Source organism: Enterobacter sp. Acro-832, assembly GCF_011752745.1.
Taxonomy (GTDB): domain Bacteria; phylum Pseudomonadota; class Gammaproteobacteria; order Enterobacterales; family Enterobacteriaceae; genus Enterobacter; species Enterobacter quasiroggenkampii.
The window spans coordinates 482,897-500,766 of the sequence record NZ_VWWX01000002.1 but is presented as its reverse complement, the minus strand read 5'-3'; the positions used below and the strand labels follow the sequence as shown (position 1 = coordinate 500,766).

Annotated in this window: 18 protein-coding genes and 1 pseudogene; 7 read left to right on the top strand and 12 right to left on the bottom strand. The window is 62.2% G+C overall.

What is annotated here, in order from left to right; genetic code table 11:
* The first annotated feature begins 81 nt into the window (after positions 1-81).
* Entirely contained in the window at positions 82-1,197 is a 1,116-nt protein-coding gene (locus tag F3J31_RS08785) for an ABC transporter ATP-binding protein (RefSeq protein WP_167212583.1), read from the top strand.
* Here the strand turns inward: F3J31_RS08785 and hpxK are convergent.
* The 7 genes from hpxK to hpxU form a co-directional block, all read right to left on the bottom strand.
* Entirely contained in the window at positions 1,194-2,432 is a 1,239-nt protein-coding gene (gene hpxK / locus F3J31_RS08780) for an allantoate amidohydrolase (RefSeq protein WP_167212580.1), read from the bottom strand. The two genes, F3J31_RS08785 and hpxK, sit on opposite strands and share 4 nt — an antisense overlap.
* Positions 2,429-3,670: an alanine--glyoxylate aminotransferase family protein gene (locus F3J31_RS08775; RefSeq protein ID WP_167212578.1), complete on the bottom strand. Its 1,242-nt coding sequence runs from the start codon at positions 3,668-3,670 to the stop codon at positions 2,429-2,431. The genes hpxK and F3J31_RS08775 overlap by 4 nt, the downstream gene beginning before the upstream one ends.
* 13 nt (positions 3,671-3,683) lie before the next feature.
* Positions 3,684-4,421 (bottom strand): amino acid ABC transporter ATP-binding protein, encoded by a 738-nt coding sequence (locus F3J31_RS08770; RefSeq protein WP_023327069.1) that lies wholly within the window; start codon positions 4,419-4,421, stop codon positions 3,684-3,686.
* The gene (locus F3J31_RS08765; protein ID WP_167213146.1) at positions 4,402-5,058 is read right to left on the bottom strand and encodes an amino acid ABC transporter permease; all 657 of its coding nucleotides are present in this window, start codon (positions 5,056-5,058) and stop codon (positions 4,402-4,404) included. The genes F3J31_RS08770 and F3J31_RS08765 overlap by 20 nt, the downstream gene beginning before the upstream one ends.
* The gene (locus F3J31_RS08760) at positions 5,058-5,723 is read right to left on the bottom strand and encodes an amino acid ABC transporter permease (RefSeq protein ID WP_048027626.1); all 666 of its coding nucleotides are present in this window, start codon (positions 5,721-5,723) and stop codon (positions 5,058-5,060) included. Before F3J31_RS08760 ends, F3J31_RS08765 begins: the two co-directional genes overlap by 1 nt.
* 4 nt (positions 5,724-5,727) lie before the next feature.
* A complete protein-coding gene (locus tag F3J31_RS08755) occupies positions 5,728-6,510 on the bottom strand; it encodes a transporter substrate-binding domain-containing protein (protein WP_008499846.1) in 783 nt (260 codons plus the stop codon).
* Positions 6,511-6,702: 192 nt separating this feature from the next.
* Positions 6,703-7,542, bottom strand: a complete 840-nt coding sequence (gene hpxU, locus F3J31_RS08750) for a MurR/RpiR family transcriptional regulator HpxU (protein WP_048027314.1) — start codon at positions 7,540-7,542, stop codon at positions 6,703-6,705.
* Positions 7,543-7,686: 144 nt separating this feature from the next.
* Between hpxU and hpxW the strand changes: the two genes are divergently transcribed.
* Genes hpxW through hpxZ form a run of 4 tightly spaced genes read left to right on the top strand, consistent with a single transcriptional unit; the run spans position 7,687 to position 11,246 of the window.
* Positions 7,687-9,270, top strand: a complete 1,584-nt coding sequence (gene hpxW / locus F3J31_RS08745; RefSeq protein WP_167212575.1) for an oxamate amidohydrolase — start codon at positions 7,687-7,689, stop codon at positions 9,268-9,270.
* Positions 9,271-9,280: 10 nt separating this feature from the next.
* Positions 9,281-9,469 (top strand): oxalurate catabolism protein HpxX, encoded by a 189-nt coding sequence (gene hpxX / locus F3J31_RS08740; RefSeq protein ID WP_024909607.1) that lies wholly within the window; start codon positions 9,281-9,283, stop codon positions 9,467-9,469.
* Positions 9,466-10,863 (top strand): AtzE family amidohydrolase, encoded by a 1,398-nt coding sequence (locus F3J31_RS08735; RefSeq protein WP_167212572.1) that lies wholly within the window; start codon positions 9,466-9,468, stop codon positions 10,861-10,863. Before hpxX ends, F3J31_RS08735 begins: the two co-directional genes overlap by 4 nt.
* A complete protein-coding gene (gene hpxZ, locus F3J31_RS08730) occupies positions 10,860-11,246 on the top strand; it encodes an oxalurate catabolism protein HpxZ (RefSeq protein ID WP_167212569.1) in 387 nt (128 codons plus the stop codon). Before F3J31_RS08735 ends, hpxZ begins: the two co-directional genes overlap by 4 nt.
* Before the next feature lie 115 nt (positions 11,247-11,361).
* On the opposite strand, the gene puuE is transcribed toward hpxZ, so the two are convergent.
* From puuE to F3J31_RS08715, 3 genes and pseudogenes are all read right to left on the bottom strand, one after another.
* Positions 11,362-12,294 (bottom strand): allantoinase PuuE, encoded by a 933-nt coding sequence (gene puuE / locus F3J31_RS08725; RefSeq protein WP_167212566.1) that lies wholly within the window; start codon positions 12,292-12,294, stop codon positions 11,362-11,364.
* Positions 12,284-13,052 (bottom strand): annotated as a pseudogene (locus F3J31_RS08720) (aspartate/glutamate racemase family protein); the annotation flags it as partial. The gene puuE and the pseudogene F3J31_RS08720, both read right to left, overlap by 11 nt.
* Positions 13,052-13,768: a GntR family transcriptional regulator gene (locus F3J31_RS08715; RefSeq protein WP_167212563.1), complete on the bottom strand. Its 717-nt coding sequence runs from the start codon at positions 13,766-13,768 to the stop codon at positions 13,052-13,054. The pseudogene F3J31_RS08720 and the gene F3J31_RS08715, both read right to left, overlap by 1 nt.
* A gap of 144 nt (positions 13,769-13,912) precedes the next feature.
* Between F3J31_RS08715 and F3J31_RS08710 the strand changes: the two genes are divergently transcribed.
* A complete protein-coding gene (locus tag F3J31_RS08710) occupies positions 13,913-15,409 on the top strand; it encodes an NCS1 family nucleobase:cation symporter-1 (protein ID WP_167212560.1) in 1,497 nt (498 codons plus the stop codon).
* Between the two features lie 104 nt (positions 15,410-15,513).
* Positions 15,514-16,833 (top strand): guanine deaminase, encoded by a 1,320-nt coding sequence (gene guaD, locus F3J31_RS08705; RefSeq protein ID WP_167212556.1) that lies wholly within the window; start codon positions 15,514-15,516, stop codon positions 16,831-16,833.
* Here the strand turns inward: guaD and uraH are convergent.
* Both uraH and uraD read right to left on the bottom strand, forming a co-directional pair.
* A complete protein-coding gene (gene uraH, locus F3J31_RS08700; RefSeq protein WP_167212553.1) occupies positions 16,813-17,136 on the bottom strand; it encodes a hydroxyisourate hydrolase in 324 nt (107 codons plus the stop codon). The genes guaD and uraH overlap by 21 nt on opposite strands.
* A complete protein-coding gene (gene uraD, locus F3J31_RS08695; protein WP_167212550.1) occupies positions 17,133-17,633 on the bottom strand; it encodes a 2-oxo-4-hydroxy-4-carboxy-5-ureidoimidazoline decarboxylase in 501 nt (166 codons plus the stop codon). The genes uraH and uraD overlap by 4 nt, the downstream gene beginning before the upstream one ends.
* Positions 17,634-17,870 lie beyond the last annotated feature (237 nt).

Below are 17,870 nucleotides of genomic sequence, written 5' to 3'. Positions count from 1 at the left end.
CAGACAAATTGCACCGTCCGGCCACGTTGAACACAATTGTTATACGTAAAACATACTCGGCGGTTTACCTGGGGAACACTGATGTCGAACATACAATTGAGGAATGTCACCAAGCGCTTTGGCGACACCGTCACGCTCCACAACGTTAATCTTGATATTGAGGACGGTGAGTTTGCCGTATTCGTCGGGCCTTCCGGCTGTGGCAAATCCACTATGCTGCGTATGATTGCCGGGCTGGAGGAGATAAGCGAGGGTGAAGTGCTGATCGGTAACGAGGTGATGAACGACATCGCCCCTTCCCATCGGGGTGTGGCGATGGTCTTTCAGTCCTACGCGCTCTATCCGCATATGACGGTGGCCGAAAACATGGGCTACGGGCTGAAGGTGAATAAAGTGCCGAAAGATCAGATCCGCCATCAGGTCGAGATGGTCGCCAAAACGCTGCAGCTCTCCCACCTGCTAGACCGCAAACCTAAACAGCTTTCCGGCGGCCAGCGCCAGCGCGTCGCGATTGGCCGCGCTATCGTACGTAACCCGCGCGTCTTTATGTTCGATGAGCCGCTTTCCAACCTGGATGCCGAACTGCGCGTGGAGATGCGCCTGCACCTCGCCCGCCTGCATCAGGAGCTGAAAACCACCATGGTGTATGTCACGCACGACCAGATCGAAGCGATGACCCTGGCCGACAAAATTGTGGTCATGAACTACGGCAAAGTGGAGCAGATGGGCGCCCCGATGGATCTCTATTACAAACCGGCGAATAAGTTTGTCGCCGGGTTTATCGGTTCTCCGAAGATGAACTTTCTGCCGGCGACCGTTGAGGCCTGGCAGCCGGGCAAGTTCACCGTCAGGTTGTCGCAGCAGAAGTCGCTCACGCTCGCGATAACCACCACACCGCTGCAGCCGGGCAGCCAGGTCACGCTGGGCATCCGTCCGGAACATTTAACCACTGACCTTCACCGCGGCACGCGGCTGGAATTTAGCTGTGAAGTAGTGGAGCGGCTGGGGAACAATACTTACCTGTTTGGACAATGCTACGGCCATGACAACGTGAAGATCTTGCTGCCGGGCGACGTGAAGTTCGCGCCCTGGCAGAAGATAGACGTGGCCTTCGACGATCGCCACTGCATGGTCTTTGACGAGCAGGATGTCCGGGTGAGCGCGGATATCGAAGATGCGGTGCGTTCGGTGGCTTAACGCGCGCCACCGTCAGCAAGCTTTCTCACCGCCCGCCCAAACGCCTCAATCGCCAGGGCAACATCCTCAGCCATCACCGATTCCGCCGGATGGTGGCTGACGCCCCCCCTGCAGCGCACAAACAGCATCCCGACCGGCCAGCGCTCTGCCAGCGCGATGGTGTCGTGCCCGGCACCGCTCGGCAGCGATAATGAGCGCCCCTGCACCGACTCAACGGCCTGTCCCAGCAGATCCTGCAAACGCGCATCGCACGGCGTGGCAGCGATCCGGTAAAACTCCTCGGCGCTGAAGCTCAGCCCGCGACGAGCGGCAATCGCCTGCGCCTGCGCCAGCAGCTCAGCGAGCAGCGCGTCAAGCGGGGCATCCTGCGGGCCGCGAATATCCAGCGAGAGCGCAACCTCGCCGGGGATGACGTTGACCGCACCGGGCAGGCAGCGCAGTTCACCGACCGTCGCCACCCGGTTGCCGCCCTGCTGTCGGGTGGTGTTTTCAATCAGCACCATCCATTCGGCGGCGGCGGCCAGGGCATCCTTACGGTGATGCATCGGCACAGTACCCGCATGCCCGGCCTCGCCGGTGAAGCGGCAGTTGAGGCGGCGCGCGCCGTTAATGGCTTCCACCACGCCCAGCGCCAGCCCTTCCTGCTCCAGACACGGTCCCTGTTCGATATGCAGTTCCAGGCAGGCGCTAAAATCGTCCTGATGACGTGCCGCGAGCGCCACGCGGGCAGGATCGAGCCCCGCCTGCACCATCGCCTGCGCCACGCTGATGCCCTGAGCATCACACGTCTCCAGCCAGCCCTGCGGCCAGGTGCCCGTCAGCCCCCGGCTGCCTAGCAGAGTGATCCCAAAACGGGTTCCCTCTTCGTCACCAAAGCCGACAATCTCTATGGCCTGTGCCAGATGCACACCCTGCTGGTGCAGGCTATCCACCACTTCGATGGCGGTAAGCACCCCGAGCATGCCGTCGTAGCGCCCGGCGTTGCGTACGGTGTCCAGATGCGAGCCAAGCAGCACCGCCTGGGCTCCCTCCTGCGCGCCTTCGTAGCGTCCACAGATATTGCCCACGCTGTCCTGCCAGACGGTCATGCCCGCCTGGCGCATCCACTCCCCGACCAGCTGGTTGGCCTGCAGATGCTGCGTGGAGAGATACACCCTTGTCAGCGCATCCGGGGTTTCGCTGATGGCGGCCAGCGCGTCGGCGCGCGCCATCACCCTTTCTGCCGCCGGGCTCATTGCGGCGTCTCGCGGCGATAGTGGTCCCACGCGGCCTGCATGGCGGCCCCCTGCGTGGTGGTAAATTTGAGGTAGTTCAGCACCGACTCCAGCGCGCTCAGGGTGGTCATCACGCAGTCCTTGCGCGCGTTATAGCCCATAGTGCCAATACGCCACACTTTGCCGTGCAGCGGGCCAAACGAGGTGCCGATTTCAATCCCGAAATCCTCCAGCATCAGCTTACGCACCTGATCACCGTTGATGCCCTGCGGAATGACCACGCCCAGGACGTTGTTCATCTTGTGCTTCAGGTCGCCGAAGGTCTCCAGCCCCATCGCCTGAATCCCCTTAAGCAGCGCATCGCCGTGCAGCTTATGACGCGCGATGCCGTTATCCAGCCCTTCCTGCAGGATCAGCCGCGCGCATTCGCGGGCGCCAAACAGCGCGGTAGTTGCTTCGGTGTGGTGGTTCAGCCGCTCCGGCCCCCAGTAGTCCATCACCATGCCGAGATCGAAGTAGTTGGAGTAGATCATCTCCTCATCGCCGTCGCGGTGGGCGTCGGTGCGAATGCCCTCCTCCACGCACTTGCGGCGGCGGATCGCCTCTTCCATCCGCGCGCTCAGGGTGATCGGCGACGTGCCCGACGGGCCGCCGAGGCATTTCTGCATCCCGGCCGAGACGGCATCCAGCCCCCAGGCGTCGGTCTCCAGCGCGTTACCGCCGAGCGACGCGGTGGCGTCGGTGTAAAACAGCACGTCGTAGCGGTGGCAGATCGCGCCCAGCTCCGCGAGCGGCTGCAGCATGGTGGTGGAGGTGTCGCCCTGCACGGTCAGCAGCAGGCGCGGACGAATACGTTTTATCGCATCCTCCACCTGGTCCGGGGTAAACACCTCGCCCCACGGCACCTCGATGGTATGGACCTCTGCACGGCAGCGGCGGGCAATTTCGCACAGCAGGTGGCCAAAGCGGCCAAAGACCGGCACCAGCACCTTATCGCCCGGTCGAATGGCGGAAACCAGAATGGCTTCAATTCCCGCGCGGGAGGTGCCGTCCACCAGCATCGTCCAGCGGTTTTCGGTGCGGAATACGCCGCGATAGAGCGCCATCACCTCGTTCATGTAGTGGGTCATGGCCGGATCGTACTGGCCGATCAGCTGGCTCGACATGGCGCGCAGCACGCGCGGGTCGGCGTTGATCGGGCCCGGGCCCATCAGCAGGCGCTGCGGCGGGTTGATTTGCGGAAAGTGTGCGATATCCATTGTTCAGTCCTTATCAGTTGAGGCCGCGCACGGAGGAGATGAACTGCTTCAGTTCCGTGGTCTGCGGGTTGGCGAACAGCGTTTTGCTGTCGCCCTGTTCCCAGACTTTCCCCTGGTGCATAAACACCACGCGGTCGCCCACTTCGCGGGCAAAATTCATTTCATGGGTAACCAGTATGAGCGTCATCCCCTCGGCCGCCAGTTGCTCCAGCACTTTGAGCACTTCGCCCACCAGCTCCGGATCCAGCGCGGAGGTGATCTCGTCGCAGAGTAATACTTTCGGCGACATCGCCAGCGCGCGGGCTATCGCCACGCGCTGCTGCTGGCCGCCGGAGAGGCTCGACGGGTAGTAATCCAGACGATCGCCAAGGCCAACCTTCTCCAGCATCTGCTGCGCCAGCGCCCGGCATTCGGCGGCGCTTTTTTTCAGCACCCGACGCGGGGCGAGCATCACGTTCTCCAGCGCCGTCATGTGCGGGAACAGGTTGAAGCTCTGGAAGACCATCCCGACCGAGCGGCTGATTTCACGCGCCTGGGAATCCCGGTCGGTAATGGTCATGCCGCCCAGCTTGATGCTGCCGTCCTGATAGCCTTCCAGGCCGTTAATGCAGCGCAGCAGCGTGCTTTTGCCCGATCCGCTGCGCCCGATGATGGAGATCACCTGGCCCATGTCGATATCCAGATCGACGCCCTTGAGCACGTGGTTATCGCCGTAGTACTTCTGCACCTGATTAATGGTGATGAGAGGCATTGAATTTCGTCTCCAGATAGCGGCTGTAGCGCGACAGCGGATAACACAGAATAAAGTAGCCGAGCGCCACCAGCGCAAAGACCTTAAAAGGCTGATAGGTCACGTTGGTCAGCATGGTCCCGGCCTTGGTCAGCTCGACAAAACCGATAATCGACGCCAGCGCGGTGCCTTTGATCACCTGCACGGCAAAGCCGACCGTCGGCGCAATGCCGATGCGCAGCGCCTGCGGGGCGACCACGCGAAACAGGGTCTGGCCGAAGGTCAGCCCCAGGCAGCGCGAGGCTTCCCACTGCCCCTTCGGTAAAGCACGAATGCTGCCGTACCAGATATCGAGCAGAAACGCGCTGGTGTAGAACGTCAGCGCCAGCGAGGCGGCGGTCCACGGCGAGACGTCGATGCCGAACAGCGCCACGCCGAAGAAGGCCAGGAACAGCTGCATCAGCAGCGGCGTGCCCTGAAACAGCTCAATGTAGCCGCGGATAATGCGCTTCACCGTGCGTGCGCCCGTCAGGCGCAGCAGCAGGAGCGGCAGGGTCACCACCGCCCCGCCGACAAACGCCACCAGCGACAGCAGCACCGTCCAGCGTCCGGCCAGCAGCAGGTTGCGAATAATGTCCCAGTCGGTAAAGGTGGTCATCATGCCTGCACCCCCAGCCATTTCCGTCCTGCCGCCATCATCAGCTGGCGCAGGGTAATCGACAGCGCTAAGTAAATCCCGGTGGTCACCAGATAGACCTCAAAGCTTAAAAACGTTCTGGACTGGATCAGGTTGGCGGCGAAGGTCAGCTCTTCATAGGAGACCTGCGACACCACCGACGAGCCGAGCATCACGATGATGCACTGGCTCACCAGCGCCGGATAAATGCGCTGCAGCGCAGGCGGCAGCACCACGCGGATAAAGGTCTGCAGGCGGGTCAGCCCCAGCACGCGACCGGCCTCCCACTGCCCTTTCGGCGTGACCTGAATGCCCGCGCGAATAATCTCGGTGCTGTAGGCGCCCAGGTTGACCACCATGGCCAGCAGCGCCGCTTCCCCCGCCGTCATCTTCAGCCCCAGGTTCGGCAGGCCGAAGACGATGAAAAACAGCTGCACCACAAACGGCGTGTTGCGGATGATCTCCACATACCCGCCCCAGATCCGGCTGTACCAGGTGGTGCGTCCGCTGCGGATCGCCGCCCCGACAATCCCTGTTGCCAGCCCGCCGACGGTGGCCATCACCGTCAGTTGAATAGTGACCCACAGCCCGGCCAGCAGCTCCGGCCAGTGCGGCCAGAGGGCGGAAAAATCAAGTTGCTCAGTCATCGGCTCAGGCGCCAAGGTTTGCCGGCAGCGGGGCTTTCAGCCATTGCTCAGACAGACCGTTCAGCGTGCCGTCCTTAATGCCCTGCTCGATCAGCGCGTCCACTTTTGCTTTCAGGGCCGGTTCGTTTTTCTTCAGGCCAATGAAGCACGGCGAGTCTTTCAGCATAAAGCTCGGCACCGGGGCTTTCGCCGCGTTCTGGCGCGAAATGGCCGCCACCACGAGATTGCCGGTCGCCACGTACTGCACCTGGCCGGACAGATATGCCGACAGCGTGGTGTTGTTGTCTTCGTAGCGCTTCACGTCCGCGTCTTTCGGCGCCAGGCCGGTCAGCACCATGTCCTCCACCGCCCCGCGCGTCACGCCGATGGTTTTTCCGCTGAGCGCGGCGGCATCCTTCAGTTCAGCCCCTTTCGGGCCAAACACGCCGAGGAAGAACGGCGCGTAGGCGCGGCTGAAGTCGATTACCTTCTCACGCTCCGGGTTTTTACCCAGGCTGGAAATGACCAGGTCCACCTTGTCGGTTTGCAGGTACGGCACGCGGTTAGCGCTGGTCACTGGCACCAGCTGCAGCTTGAGCTTCATCTGTTTAGCCAGATAGCGCGCCATGTCGATGTCATAGCCCTGCGGCTGCAGATCGGTTCCCACCGAGCCAAACGGCGGGAAATCCTGCGGAACGGCGATGCGGATGGTGCCGCGCTTCTCAATATCCTGAAGCTGGTCAGCCTTTGCAGGCAGCTGTGTGAAGAGGCATGCTGCCCCGGCCAGTGCAATCAACAATTTTTTCATGGTGCTTCCCCGTAACGTTAACATGAAACAAAAGATTCTTTGAATGTGATTTTGCAACTAATGTGCCAAATCAGGCGAAACGGGGGATATTGTCATAAAGCCTGATAAATCGGGGAATGGCGAAAAGGGGGCGCTCTTTTACGCCCCGTCTGATTGCACTGTTTTAATGCAAAGCACCAGCCTGATGCCCCATTATCGCTGTTCCAGCTCGTCCAGTTGCTGGTAGAGGGAGGCAATCTCGTGAATGCGCGGGCGGCCCTTATCGAGAATGTCATGCAGGAAGGCGTTCGCCAGCAGGTTGATCAGACTGTTGACCGACGAATAGCTGTCATAGGCGGAGACGCTGTCCAGTGGGGTGCAGAGCTGCCAGCTCGCCAGCGGGAACAGGCTGTGGGCCTGCGGCTCGCACATCAGCAGCACCGGAATACCGCTGCTCTGAAGCTGCTGCATCAGCGGGCGAATGATGCGCGGGCGACGGCGGAAGGCCATCATCACCACCAGATCGTCCGGCGTTAAGTCCACCAGCTCCTCGCTCAGGCTCTGCCCCGGCTGCGGCAGCACCAGCACCTGACCGCGCGCCTGCAGCAGCTGCTGGCGCAGGTGCAGCGCCGCCGGATAGGCGTTACGCATGCCGATAATGACGATACGGCGCGCCCTGACCATGCAGGCCATGGCGTCGGCAAACTGCTGCGCGTCGAGGGCATTGACCCACTGGGTCAGGTTTGCCATCTCCTGCTTATAGTGGCGCGCCAGCAGCGTATTGCCCTGCACCGCATCGCGATTGTCGGTGAGCGGCATCCCGCTCTGGCGCAGGGTGCGCAGCTCTTCGCGCATGTCCTTATATTTCTCATAGCCCAGACGCTTAAACAGACGGCTCACCGTGGCTTTCGACACCCCGCTCAGCTGCGCCAGCTCGGCGCTGTTGTAGCTAATGAGGTCGTCAAAATGATCGAAAATAAAATCCGCCACCCGCTGCTCCTGCGGCGACAATGACGCGTATTGTGCTTTCAGTCGTTCATCAAGCTGTTCCATAACGCCTCTGTAACGTTTGTTTCATCTCATGCTCATCATTCATTAAGCATGCCAGCTTCTGCGGCAACTGGCATGAAACTTTTTATTCAGAACTGGAACAGCTTTTGCAGCACCTTGTGACTTTCAGGGTTACGAGGACTCTTCATGCAAAGTAATGTCTCCACACACGGTATGGCGGTTGCGCCTCACCACCTCGCCAGCCAGAGCGCGCTGGCAGTGCTGCGCGAAGGCGGCAGCGCCATCGAAGCGATGGTCGCGGCGGCGGCAACCATCGCCGTAGTCTATCCGCATATGAACGGGCTGGGCGGCGATGGCTTCTGGCTTATCGTGCCCCCGGAAGGCGATCCCATTGCCATCGATGCCAGCGGCGCGGCGGGATCGCGCGCGACGCTGGCCGCCTACGACGGGCTCACGCAGATCCCCCATCGTGGCCCCCGTGCGGCGCTGACCGTCGCCGGAACCGTCAGCGGCTGGGACGAGGCGCTGACGGTCTCGCGCGAGATGACCGGCAAGGCGCTGCCGCTGGCCCGCCTGCTGGCCGACGCTATTGACTATGCGCAACACGGCACGCCGGTCACGGCCTCTCAGGCCCACGCTACGGCCAGCAAGTTCGACGAGCTGAAGGACGTTCCCGGCTTCGCGGAAACCTGGCTGGTGGACGGTAAGCCGCCGCAGGTCGGGAGCCGCTTTTACCAGCCCGCCATGGCCACGACCCTGATGCGCCTGGTGGAGGACGGTCTGGACAGCTTTTATCGCGGCCCGCTGGCGGAAGTCCTGGCGCGCGGCATGGAGACGCTGGATCTCCCCGTGACGCTGGCCGATCTCAACGCGCACGCCGCCCGACGCACCGTGCCGCTGAAGCTGCAGCATCAGCAGGGAGAGATCTTTAACCACGCCCCGCCGACGCAGGGGCTGGTCTCGCTGGCGATACTCGGCATTACCGACCGCCTGAACATGGCGGAGGCCGACGACGCCGACACCCTGCACCGCATCGTGGAAGCCACCAAGCTGGCCTTTGGCCTGCGGGATGCCCACATCACCGACCCGCGCGCGCTGAACACCGATGTTCAGCAACTGCTGGATCCCGCCGCCCTGCAGGCGCTTGCCGACAGGGTTGACGACAGTCGCGCGGCGCCGTGGGGAACCGGAAAAGGTCCCGGCGATACGGTGTGGATGGGGGTGATGGACAGCAGCGGGCTTGCCGTGTCGTTTATCCAGAGCCTTTATCACGAGTTCGGCAGCGGCGTGGTGCTGCCCGATACCGGCATCGTCTGGCAGAACCGCGGCGCATCCTTCAGCCTCGATCCCGCCCATCTTCTGGCCCTCGCGCCGGGCAAACAGCCGTTCCACACCCTGAACCCGGCGGCGGCGCGTCTGAAGGACGGTCGCGTGATGGTCTACGGATCGATGGGTGGCGACGGACAGCCGCAAACCCAGGCCGCGCTCTTTACCCGCTACGTTATCCAGGGCGTCCCCCTGCAGGAGAGCATTACCCGCCCGCGCTGGCTGCTGGGGCGCACCTGGGGACAAACCTCGGACACCTTAAAGCTTGAAGGGCGTTTTTCACCCGAGACGGTCGCGCGCCTGCAGGCACTCGGCCACGAGGTGGAGCTTTTCCCTGACTTTAGTGAAGCCATGGGCCACGCGGGCGCGATTGTCCGCCACCCCAACGGGCTGTTCGAAGGGGCATTTGACCCACGCAGCAACGGCACAGCCGCCGGATTCTGAGGAGAAAACAATGACGACACACCAACCCGACTGGCAGGCGTACCTGGCGCAAATGGAAACCGTACTCGGCGTTGAGCTGGATGACGCCCGCCGCGCCGAGCTGCAGCTGCAGTTCAGCCGCATTGCCAGCATGGCCGCCCCGCTGATGGCGCTGCCGCTCGACGACCGTCTGGAGATTGCAGGAGTGTATAAAGCATGACGCTACACGAGATGAGTATCAGCGCGATCCAGCAGGCGCTGAGCGCGGGGGAGCTGAGCGCCCACGAGATCGCCCGACAGACGCTGGAGGCGATTGCGCGCGTAAATCCGCTGATCAACGCCTGGACCACCGTGACGGAAGCACGCATGCTCGCCGAAGCCGATAATATTGATACTCTGCGACGGGAAAAGCGTCCCCTGCCGCCGCTGGCGGGTGTGCCTTATGCGGTGAAAAACCTGTTCGACGTTGCCGGTCACCCCACCCTCGCCGGGGCCGAGCTGTTCAGCCAGCGCCCTGCCGCCGCGGCTGACGGCTTTGCGGTACGCCAGCTGCGCAGCGCGGGCGGGCTGCTGACCGGGATGGTCAATATGGACGCCTACGCCTACGGCTTTACCACCGAGAACAGCCACTACGGCACGACGCGTAACCCGCACGACCTGTCGCGTATTGCGGGCGGGTCGTCCGGCGGGTCAGCGGCCGCGGTGGCTGCCGGGCTGGTACACTTTTCACTCGGCACCGACACCAACGGGTCGATTCGCGTTCCGGCCTCCCTGTGCGGCATCTACGGCCTGAAGCCCACCTTTGGCCGCCTGTCGCGCGCCGGAAGCCATCCGTTTGTCCCGAGTCTGGATCATATCGGCCCCTTCGCCCGCCGCGTGTGTGACCTGGCGTCCGTATATGACGCCCTGCAGGGACGGGACACCAGCGACGGTTTTCAGGCAGAGAGCTCGCGGGAGCAGACGCGCCCCCTGCTCGATCGCGGGCTTGACGGCCTGCGCTGCGCGGTGCTCGGCGGCTACTTCACCACCTGGTGCGACGCGGACGCCAGAGACGCCGTGGCGCGGGTGGCGAAGGCGCTCGACGTGCAGGATGAGCTACAGTTCCCGGACGCCGAGCTGGCACGTTCGGCGGCGTTTATCATCAGCGCCGCCGAAGGGGGAAACCAGTACCTGCCCGCGCTTCGCCAGGAGCCGGCGCGTTTTGAACCGCACTCCCGCGAACGCCTGCTGGCCGGGGCGATGATCCCCTCCGCCTGGTACATTCAGGCCCAGCGGTTTCGCGCTCACGCCCGGCAGGCGTTTAAAACCTTATTCGCGCAGGCCGACGTGCTGATCGCCCCGGCCACCCCGCGCAGCGCCACGCTGGCAGGCGAGCAAACCATGGAAATTAACGGTCAGCCGCTGCCCATTCGCGCCAGCATGGGGATGCTGACCCAGCCAATTTCGTTTTTGGGCCTGCCCGTGACCACCGTTCCGCTGCGCACCGCGCAGGGCGCGCCCATCGGCCTGCAGCTGATTGCCGCGCCGTTTAACGAGCAGGCCTGCCTGCGCGTCGCGCGGGTTCTGGAGGAGAGCGGCATCACCGATGCCCGTCCGGCGGAGATAGCAGCATGATGAATCACGATGACATTAACCTCCCGTGGGTGGTTGCCGAGGTGACGGCCGCGTTTTACCGCTATGAGGACGCGCTGGTGAGCAACAACGTTGCGGTGCTGGACGAGCTGTTCTGGCACGACAAAAACACGGTGCGGCTGGGGGCGGGGGAAAACCTGTACGGAATTGATGAAATCCGCGCCTTTCGCGCGGCGCGCCCAGCCGCCGGGCTGCTGCGGACGCTGCGCCACACCGTCATCACCACTTTCGGGGAGGATTATGCCGTGTGCAGCACCGAGTTTACCCGGGAGAGCACAGAACGCATTGGCCGCCAGCAGCAGACGTGGGTGCGGTTTGCTTACGGATGGCGCATCGTGGCGGCGCAGGTGAGTTTGATGGTGTAACGCTGAAAAACCTGCCCGGTGGCGCTGCGCTTACCGGGCCTACGATGTCCCGTATGCCCTGTGGGCCCTGTAGGCCGGGTAAGGCGCAGCCGCCACCCGGCAAAACATCTCACACTTACTTCTGAAACGGATGCACGTCCCGCCAGTGGTCGGCAATCTGCTGGCGGGTACAGACCCACACCCGCTCGTGCTGCTGCACATAATCCAGGAACCGCTGCAGCGCGCGAAAACGCCCCGGTCGCCCCAGCAGGCGGCAGTGCATGCCGATGGACATCATCTTCGGCGCGCTTTCCCCCTCTTCGTACAACACGTCAAAACTGTCCTTCAGATACGTATAAAACTGCTCGGCGGTGTTAAACCCCTGCGCGGTCGCAAAGCGCATGTCGTTCGCATCCAGCGTATACGGCACAATCAGGTGCGGTTTACGGGAGCCGTCGCTGCAGGCCACTTCCGTCCAGAAGGGCAAATCGTCGCCGTAGTAGTCGCTGTCGTAGTCAAAACCGCCGTGCTCTACCACCAGCTGGCGCGTATTGGGGCTGTCGCGCCCGGTGTACCAGCCCGTTGGCGGCTTGCCAAACAGGTCGGTCAGAACATGCACCGCCTTGTGCAGGTGTTCGCGCTCCTGGCTGAAGTCCATATTCTGGTAGTGGATCCAGCGCCAGCCGTGGCTGACCACGTCGTAATCCGCGGCTTTGATTGCCTCGACTATCTCCGGGTGACGCGCCAGCGCCATCGCCACGCCGAAGACCGTCAACGGCAGGCCGCGTTTCTGAAATTCACTGTGGATCCGCCAGAACCCGGCGCGACTGCCGTATTCGTAGAGAGAGTCCATCGACATGTGTTTGTCCGGGTAGCTGGTCGCGCCGATGATGTCCGACAGGAACTGCTCGGATCCGGCATCGCCGTGCAGAACGTGGTTTTCTGCCCCTTCTTCGTAATTGAGCACAAACTGCACGGCGATGCGCGCCTGATTCGGCCACCGCGCGTGCGGCGGGTTGCCCGCGTAGCCGCGCAGATCCCGCGGATAATCCTGTTCAAAAAGCCCCATTGCCACCCCCCAAAAAATTAAAATGGATTCAATGCCTGAAAATGCCCGCTTAACGCTTTGTTCTCCGGGAACGCCAGATCGCCGTGCTTGCTGGTCGACAGCCCCAGCGCCACCAGCGATTCCACCATCTTCACCGCCGCGCTGACGCCGTCGATCACCGGCACGCGCAGTTCGCGGGTCAGCTCCTGCGCCAGCGTCGCCATGCCGCCGCAGCCCAGCACGATGGCGCCACAGCCATCCTCTTTCAGCGCCTGTATACAGCGCGCGCGCACTTTCTCCTGCGCCAGACCGCTGCCGTCTTCCAGCGCCAGCACCGGAAGGTCGATGGCGTGCAGCGCCGCACAATGGTCCTGAAAGCCATACTGGTGCAGCAGATGACGGGCAATGATCAGCGTGCGCGGCAGCGTAGTAACCACCGAAAAGCGCGTCGCCACCAGCGTCGCCATATGCATGGCGGCTTCCGCAATGCCGACTACCGGCCCCTGCGCCAGCTCGCGCGCCGCCAGCAGGCCCGGATCGCCAAAGCAGGCGATGACGTGACCGTCCACGCCCTGCTCCCTGCCTTTTTTGATCTGTTCCAGGACACCGACGGCGGCGATGGCTTCATCAAAGTGGCCTTCTATGGACGGCACGCCCGCGCTCGGGCAGACCGCGAGGATCTCCGTCCCCGGCGCCGCCACCGCGCGGGCCGCCGCGCCGATGGTTTCCGTCATGGCGAGGCTGGTGTTGGGGTTGATCACTTGTATACAGACAGACATTACGACTCCTTGTGGCCGGCAAACAGCCGGGCAAAATCAGGCAGGCACTCGCCCGCCCGCTCGAAGCAGAGGCTGGCGACGATATGTTCAAAATGGTGCATTAATGCATCGCTGAGCGGCTGGAGCGCCTTCTGGCGCAGCAGATCCACCAGCTGCTCGTGATCGTTGCAACGGCAGCCCTGACGCCACGGCGCGCCCCAGGTGGCAATCACCAGCGAAGAACGCTGGCTCAGGCTGGTCACCATCTCAGTGAGCACCTGGTTGCCGGAGATGGCCTGCAGCTGAATGTGGAAATTGGCGGAGTGGCGGATCGCCGCCGGGCCGTCATAGGCCTCGTGCGCCTGCTGCTCCTGACGAATAATGGCCTCCAGCGCGGCAAGGTGCGGCGGCTGGCAGTGCGCCAGCACGTCCGGCAGGTTAGCGACCTCCAGCAGGGCGCGGGTGAGGAAGATGTGCCGCGCCTCTTCCACCGTCGGGCTGGCGACGTGTGCACCACGCTTGGGCGTCAGGGTGACCATTTGCACAGCGGCGAGTCGTTGAAGCACCTTGCGGATGCCCGTTCGGCTCACGCCAAAGACATCGGCCAGCGCCTCTTCCGGCAATTTGCTCCCCGGCAGCAGCTGGTGTTCGACAATCGCGGTCATCAGCGCCTGGAAGATGGATTCGTCTTTATCATGCAGGTCTGGCGCGGTCTGCAGGGCGTTTATGTTGTTCATTCACCACTCCGAATTTTACTTTCCGTTATCGAATCGTATACATAAAAATAAAATATTGCATACAAGATTTATTATTTTGGCCTGGATCCTGCAACACCGTTTGCACTCCCACTCAACGGGTTTTCATTCACAGGAGCAGGTTTCATGCCAAACAGTCAAAACGCACAGCAAGGTACGGCCGCTGATTCCGGTGCGGTTTACAGCCCACGTCTTTGCAATGAGGATCTGGCACCGACGCGTGACCAGAACTGGAGCTGGTACAACATCTTTTCGTTCTGGATGTCGGACGTTCACAGCATGGGGGGTTATGTTGTCGCCGCGAGCTTCTTTACGCTCGGGCTGGCAAGCTGGCAGGTGCTGCTCTGCCTGCTGGTGGGGATTTGCATCGTGCAGTTGTGCGCCAACCTGGTGGCCAAACCGAGCCAGATGGCGGGCGTGCCCTACGCGGTGATCAGCCGTCAGGCGTTTGGCGTGTTCGGGGCCAATATCCCGGCGGTGATCCGCGGGCTGATTGCCTTCGCGTGGTACGGGATTCAGACCTATCTCGCCGCCAACGCGCTGATGCTGGTGGCGCTGAAGTTCTGGCCATCGCTCTCTTCACTCACTACCGGCGCATTCCTGGGCCTGTCGCACCTGGGCTGGATCTGCTTTGCCATTATGTGGGTCCTGCAGGCGATGGTCTTCTGGCACGGCATGAGCGCCATCAAGCGCTTTATTGATATCGCCGGTCCGGCGGTTTACATGGTGATGCTGGCCCTCGCCGGCTGGATTGTATACAAGACCGGTTTTGACGGCATCTCCTTTACCCTCGCCAGCAAATCCCTGAGTGCGGGCGAGCAGACCTGGCAGATGATCACCGCCACGGCGCTGGTGGTCTCCTACTTCTCCGGTCCGCTGCTTAACTTTGGCGATTTCTCCCGCTACGGCAAAAGCATGGGTGAGATCCGCCGCGGCAACCGCTGGGGGCTGCCGTTTAACTTCCTGCTGTTCTCCATCGTCACCGTAGTGATTGTCTCCGGCACCCAGTCGCTGTTTGGCCGCATGATCACCGACCCGATTGAGACCGTCAGCCGCGTGGGCAACGATCTGGCCGTGGCGATTGGCCTGCTGACGATGATCACCGCCACCATCGGGATCAACATCGTGGCGAACTTCGTCTCACCGGCGTTTGATTTCTCTAACTGCTCGCCGCAGAAAATCAGCTTCCGCACCGGAGGAATGATTGCCGCCGTCGGCTCGATCCTGCTCACCCCGTGGAACCTGTTCAACTCGCCGGAGCTTATCCACTACACCCTGGACGTGCTCGGGGCGTTTATCGGCCCGCTGTTCGGCATTCTGATCGCCGATTTCTACCTGATTAAACGCGGCAAGGTATCGGTTGACGATCTGTTCGACGACACGCCAAAGGGCAAATACTGGTACCGCAACGGCTTTAACCCGAAAGCCATTGGTGCGCTGATCCCGTCCGTTGCCGTGGGCCTGGTCATTAGCTTTATCCCGGCCCTGCATGAGGTGGCAAACTTCAGCTGGTTTATTGGCGTCTTCCTCGGCGGCGTCACCTACCGCTGGCTGGCGCGGGAAGAGCGCGAGACGGCAGGTGCAACGTCGTTTGGCTCCCGCGTGGCGACGCAAAAAGAGTAACCTTTCCCTCCCTCCGGCCGCAGCATCTCTGCGGCCCGTTCATTCTGGCACCGTTCTTGCTGAGCCTTCTAACCCCCCGCTACGCACACACGAAGGCAGGAACCATGATGGAATACCAGACTGCGATACGCGGTGCTTTTTTTGATATTGCCCGGGTCTGCGACAGCGCAGACGCCATTGCCCAGCACGCGCGCTACCTTGAGGACGGCCTGCTGTTTATCCAGCACGGAAAAATTCTGGCACAGATGCCGTGGCAGGAGGGCGAGCAGTATCTTGACCCGCACAAAGGCTATACCGACCTGCGCGGCAGGCTGCTGCTACCCGGTTTTGTGGACACCCACATCCATTATCCGCAAACGGAGATGATTGGCGCCTTTGGCGAACAGCTGCTGGAGTGGCTGACCACCTACACCTTCCCGGTGGAGAGCCAGTTCGCCGATGAGGCCTACGCAAAAGAGATCGCCGAATTTTTCATTAACCAGTTGGTGAGCAACGGCACCACCACCGCGCTGGTGTTTTGCACGCTGCATCCGGAATCGGTCGAGGCACTGTTTACCGAGGCCCTGCGCCTGAACATGCGCCTTATCGCCGGAAAGGTGATGATGGACAGGCACGCGCCGGACTACCTGAGCGAAGACGCGAAGCAGAGCTACCGGCAGACCCGGGCGCTGATCCAGCGCTGGCATCACCGTGGACGGCTGGGCTATGCGATTACGCCGCGCTTTGCGCCGACGTCATCACCCGAGCTGCTTGCGGCGGTCAGCCTGCTCAGAGAGGAGTTCCCGGACACCTGGCTGCAGACCCACCTGAGCGAGAACCCCAACGAAGTGGCCTGGGTGAGCGATCTCTGGCCGGAGCATGAGCGCTATCTGGACGTGTATCACCACTACGGCCTGACCGGCGAGCGCAGCGTGTTTGCCCACGCGATCCATCTGCACCACAGCGAGTGGCAGTGTCTGCATGACACCGGCTCGGCGGTGGCGTTTTGCCCCACCTCTAACCTGTTTCTCGGCAGTGGGCTGTTTCGCCTGCCCGCCTGCTGGCAGCACAGGGTGCGGATGGGCATCGGCACCGACGTCGGGGCGGGCACCACCTTCAGCATGCTGCGCACGCTGGGGGAGGCCTACAAGGTGGGCCAGCTTCAGAGCTACCGCCTGCGCGCCAGCGAGGCGTTTTATCACGCCACGCTGGGCGGCGCGCACGCCCTCCGGCTGGACGATAAGATTGGCAACTTCGCGGCAGGCAAAGAGGCGGATTTCGTGGTTATCGACCCCGACTTGACGCCGCTGCAGCGCCTGCGCAATCGCCGCTGCCAGGATATCTACGAGCAGCTTTTCGTGCTGATGACCCTCGGCGACGAGCGCAACATCAGTGAGACCTGGGTCAACGGCGAGCGGGTGTGGTCAACTGCCCCGGTAGGTTGACCATCCGCCGGGGGCAATCACAAACGGCAGATGGAAATGCTCGTCTGCCGTTTCTCCCGTCACAAACTCAATGTGCGCGCAGGGATAGATCGTCTCCCGGCCGGTATCGCTAAACCACGTCCCTATCTCCGCCACCAGCCGATAGCGGCCCGCGGGCAGAGAGGGAACGAACGCGGCGATGCGTCCCTGGACGTTGGTCACGCCCGTGGCCAGCGTCTTCCCGTCCTGTTGCAGATGAACCGTCACGCCCTCTGCGGGTTTGCCCGTCGAAATATCGAGGATATGGGTGCTGAGTGTGCTCATTCGTGAATGACTCCTTCCAGTCGCAGCAGCGTAATTTCCCGCAGCTGTTCCAGCGCGGCACGGATTTCCTGCGCGTCGCTGTTCTCCAGCCGCGCGTGCAGGGCCTGTAATATCTCCTCGCCGCTGCGTCCCTTCGCGCGGATCAGAAAGACGCGCCCAAAGCGGGCTTCATAGCGGGCATTACCTTCACGCAGCGCCTGGGCAAGGGCGGTATCGCGATCGTTCACCGCACCCTGCTCCTGGCGCGACAGTGCCGCCTCCGTCGCTGAACCTGCGGGCTTTTCCCCGATGCGCGGATGGGCGCTCAGGGCTTGCGTTAAGGCCGCTTCATCCCAGCGTTGCGTCAGAGCCTGCGCCGCAATGAACAACGCGTCCCGGCTCGAATAAGGCCGCCCACTCACCAGCGCGTCGGCCCAGCCGGGTATCGCCACGCAGGGCTGAAGCAGCGTAAAAGCGTCTTTCTCAGGCAGCTGATTGAAGTCGTGCAGTGCGATCATAGGTTCTCCTTGATTATCCTCCTTCAGGTTAGTGCACAAACCACGCCACTCTTGAGACAAACGTGAAACAGTCGATTCCGGATGGCTAACCAGGAAATTTTTGATTCATAAAAAGGCACGCTCACCGCGTTTGCGCACCTTAGCAGTGCAAACATCTCCCTCACAACGCCGTTTTCACCACTCTGCAGCCTGGTACGCAAATTGCTGAATGTCTTTACACCCTGCAAAAGGAGAGAA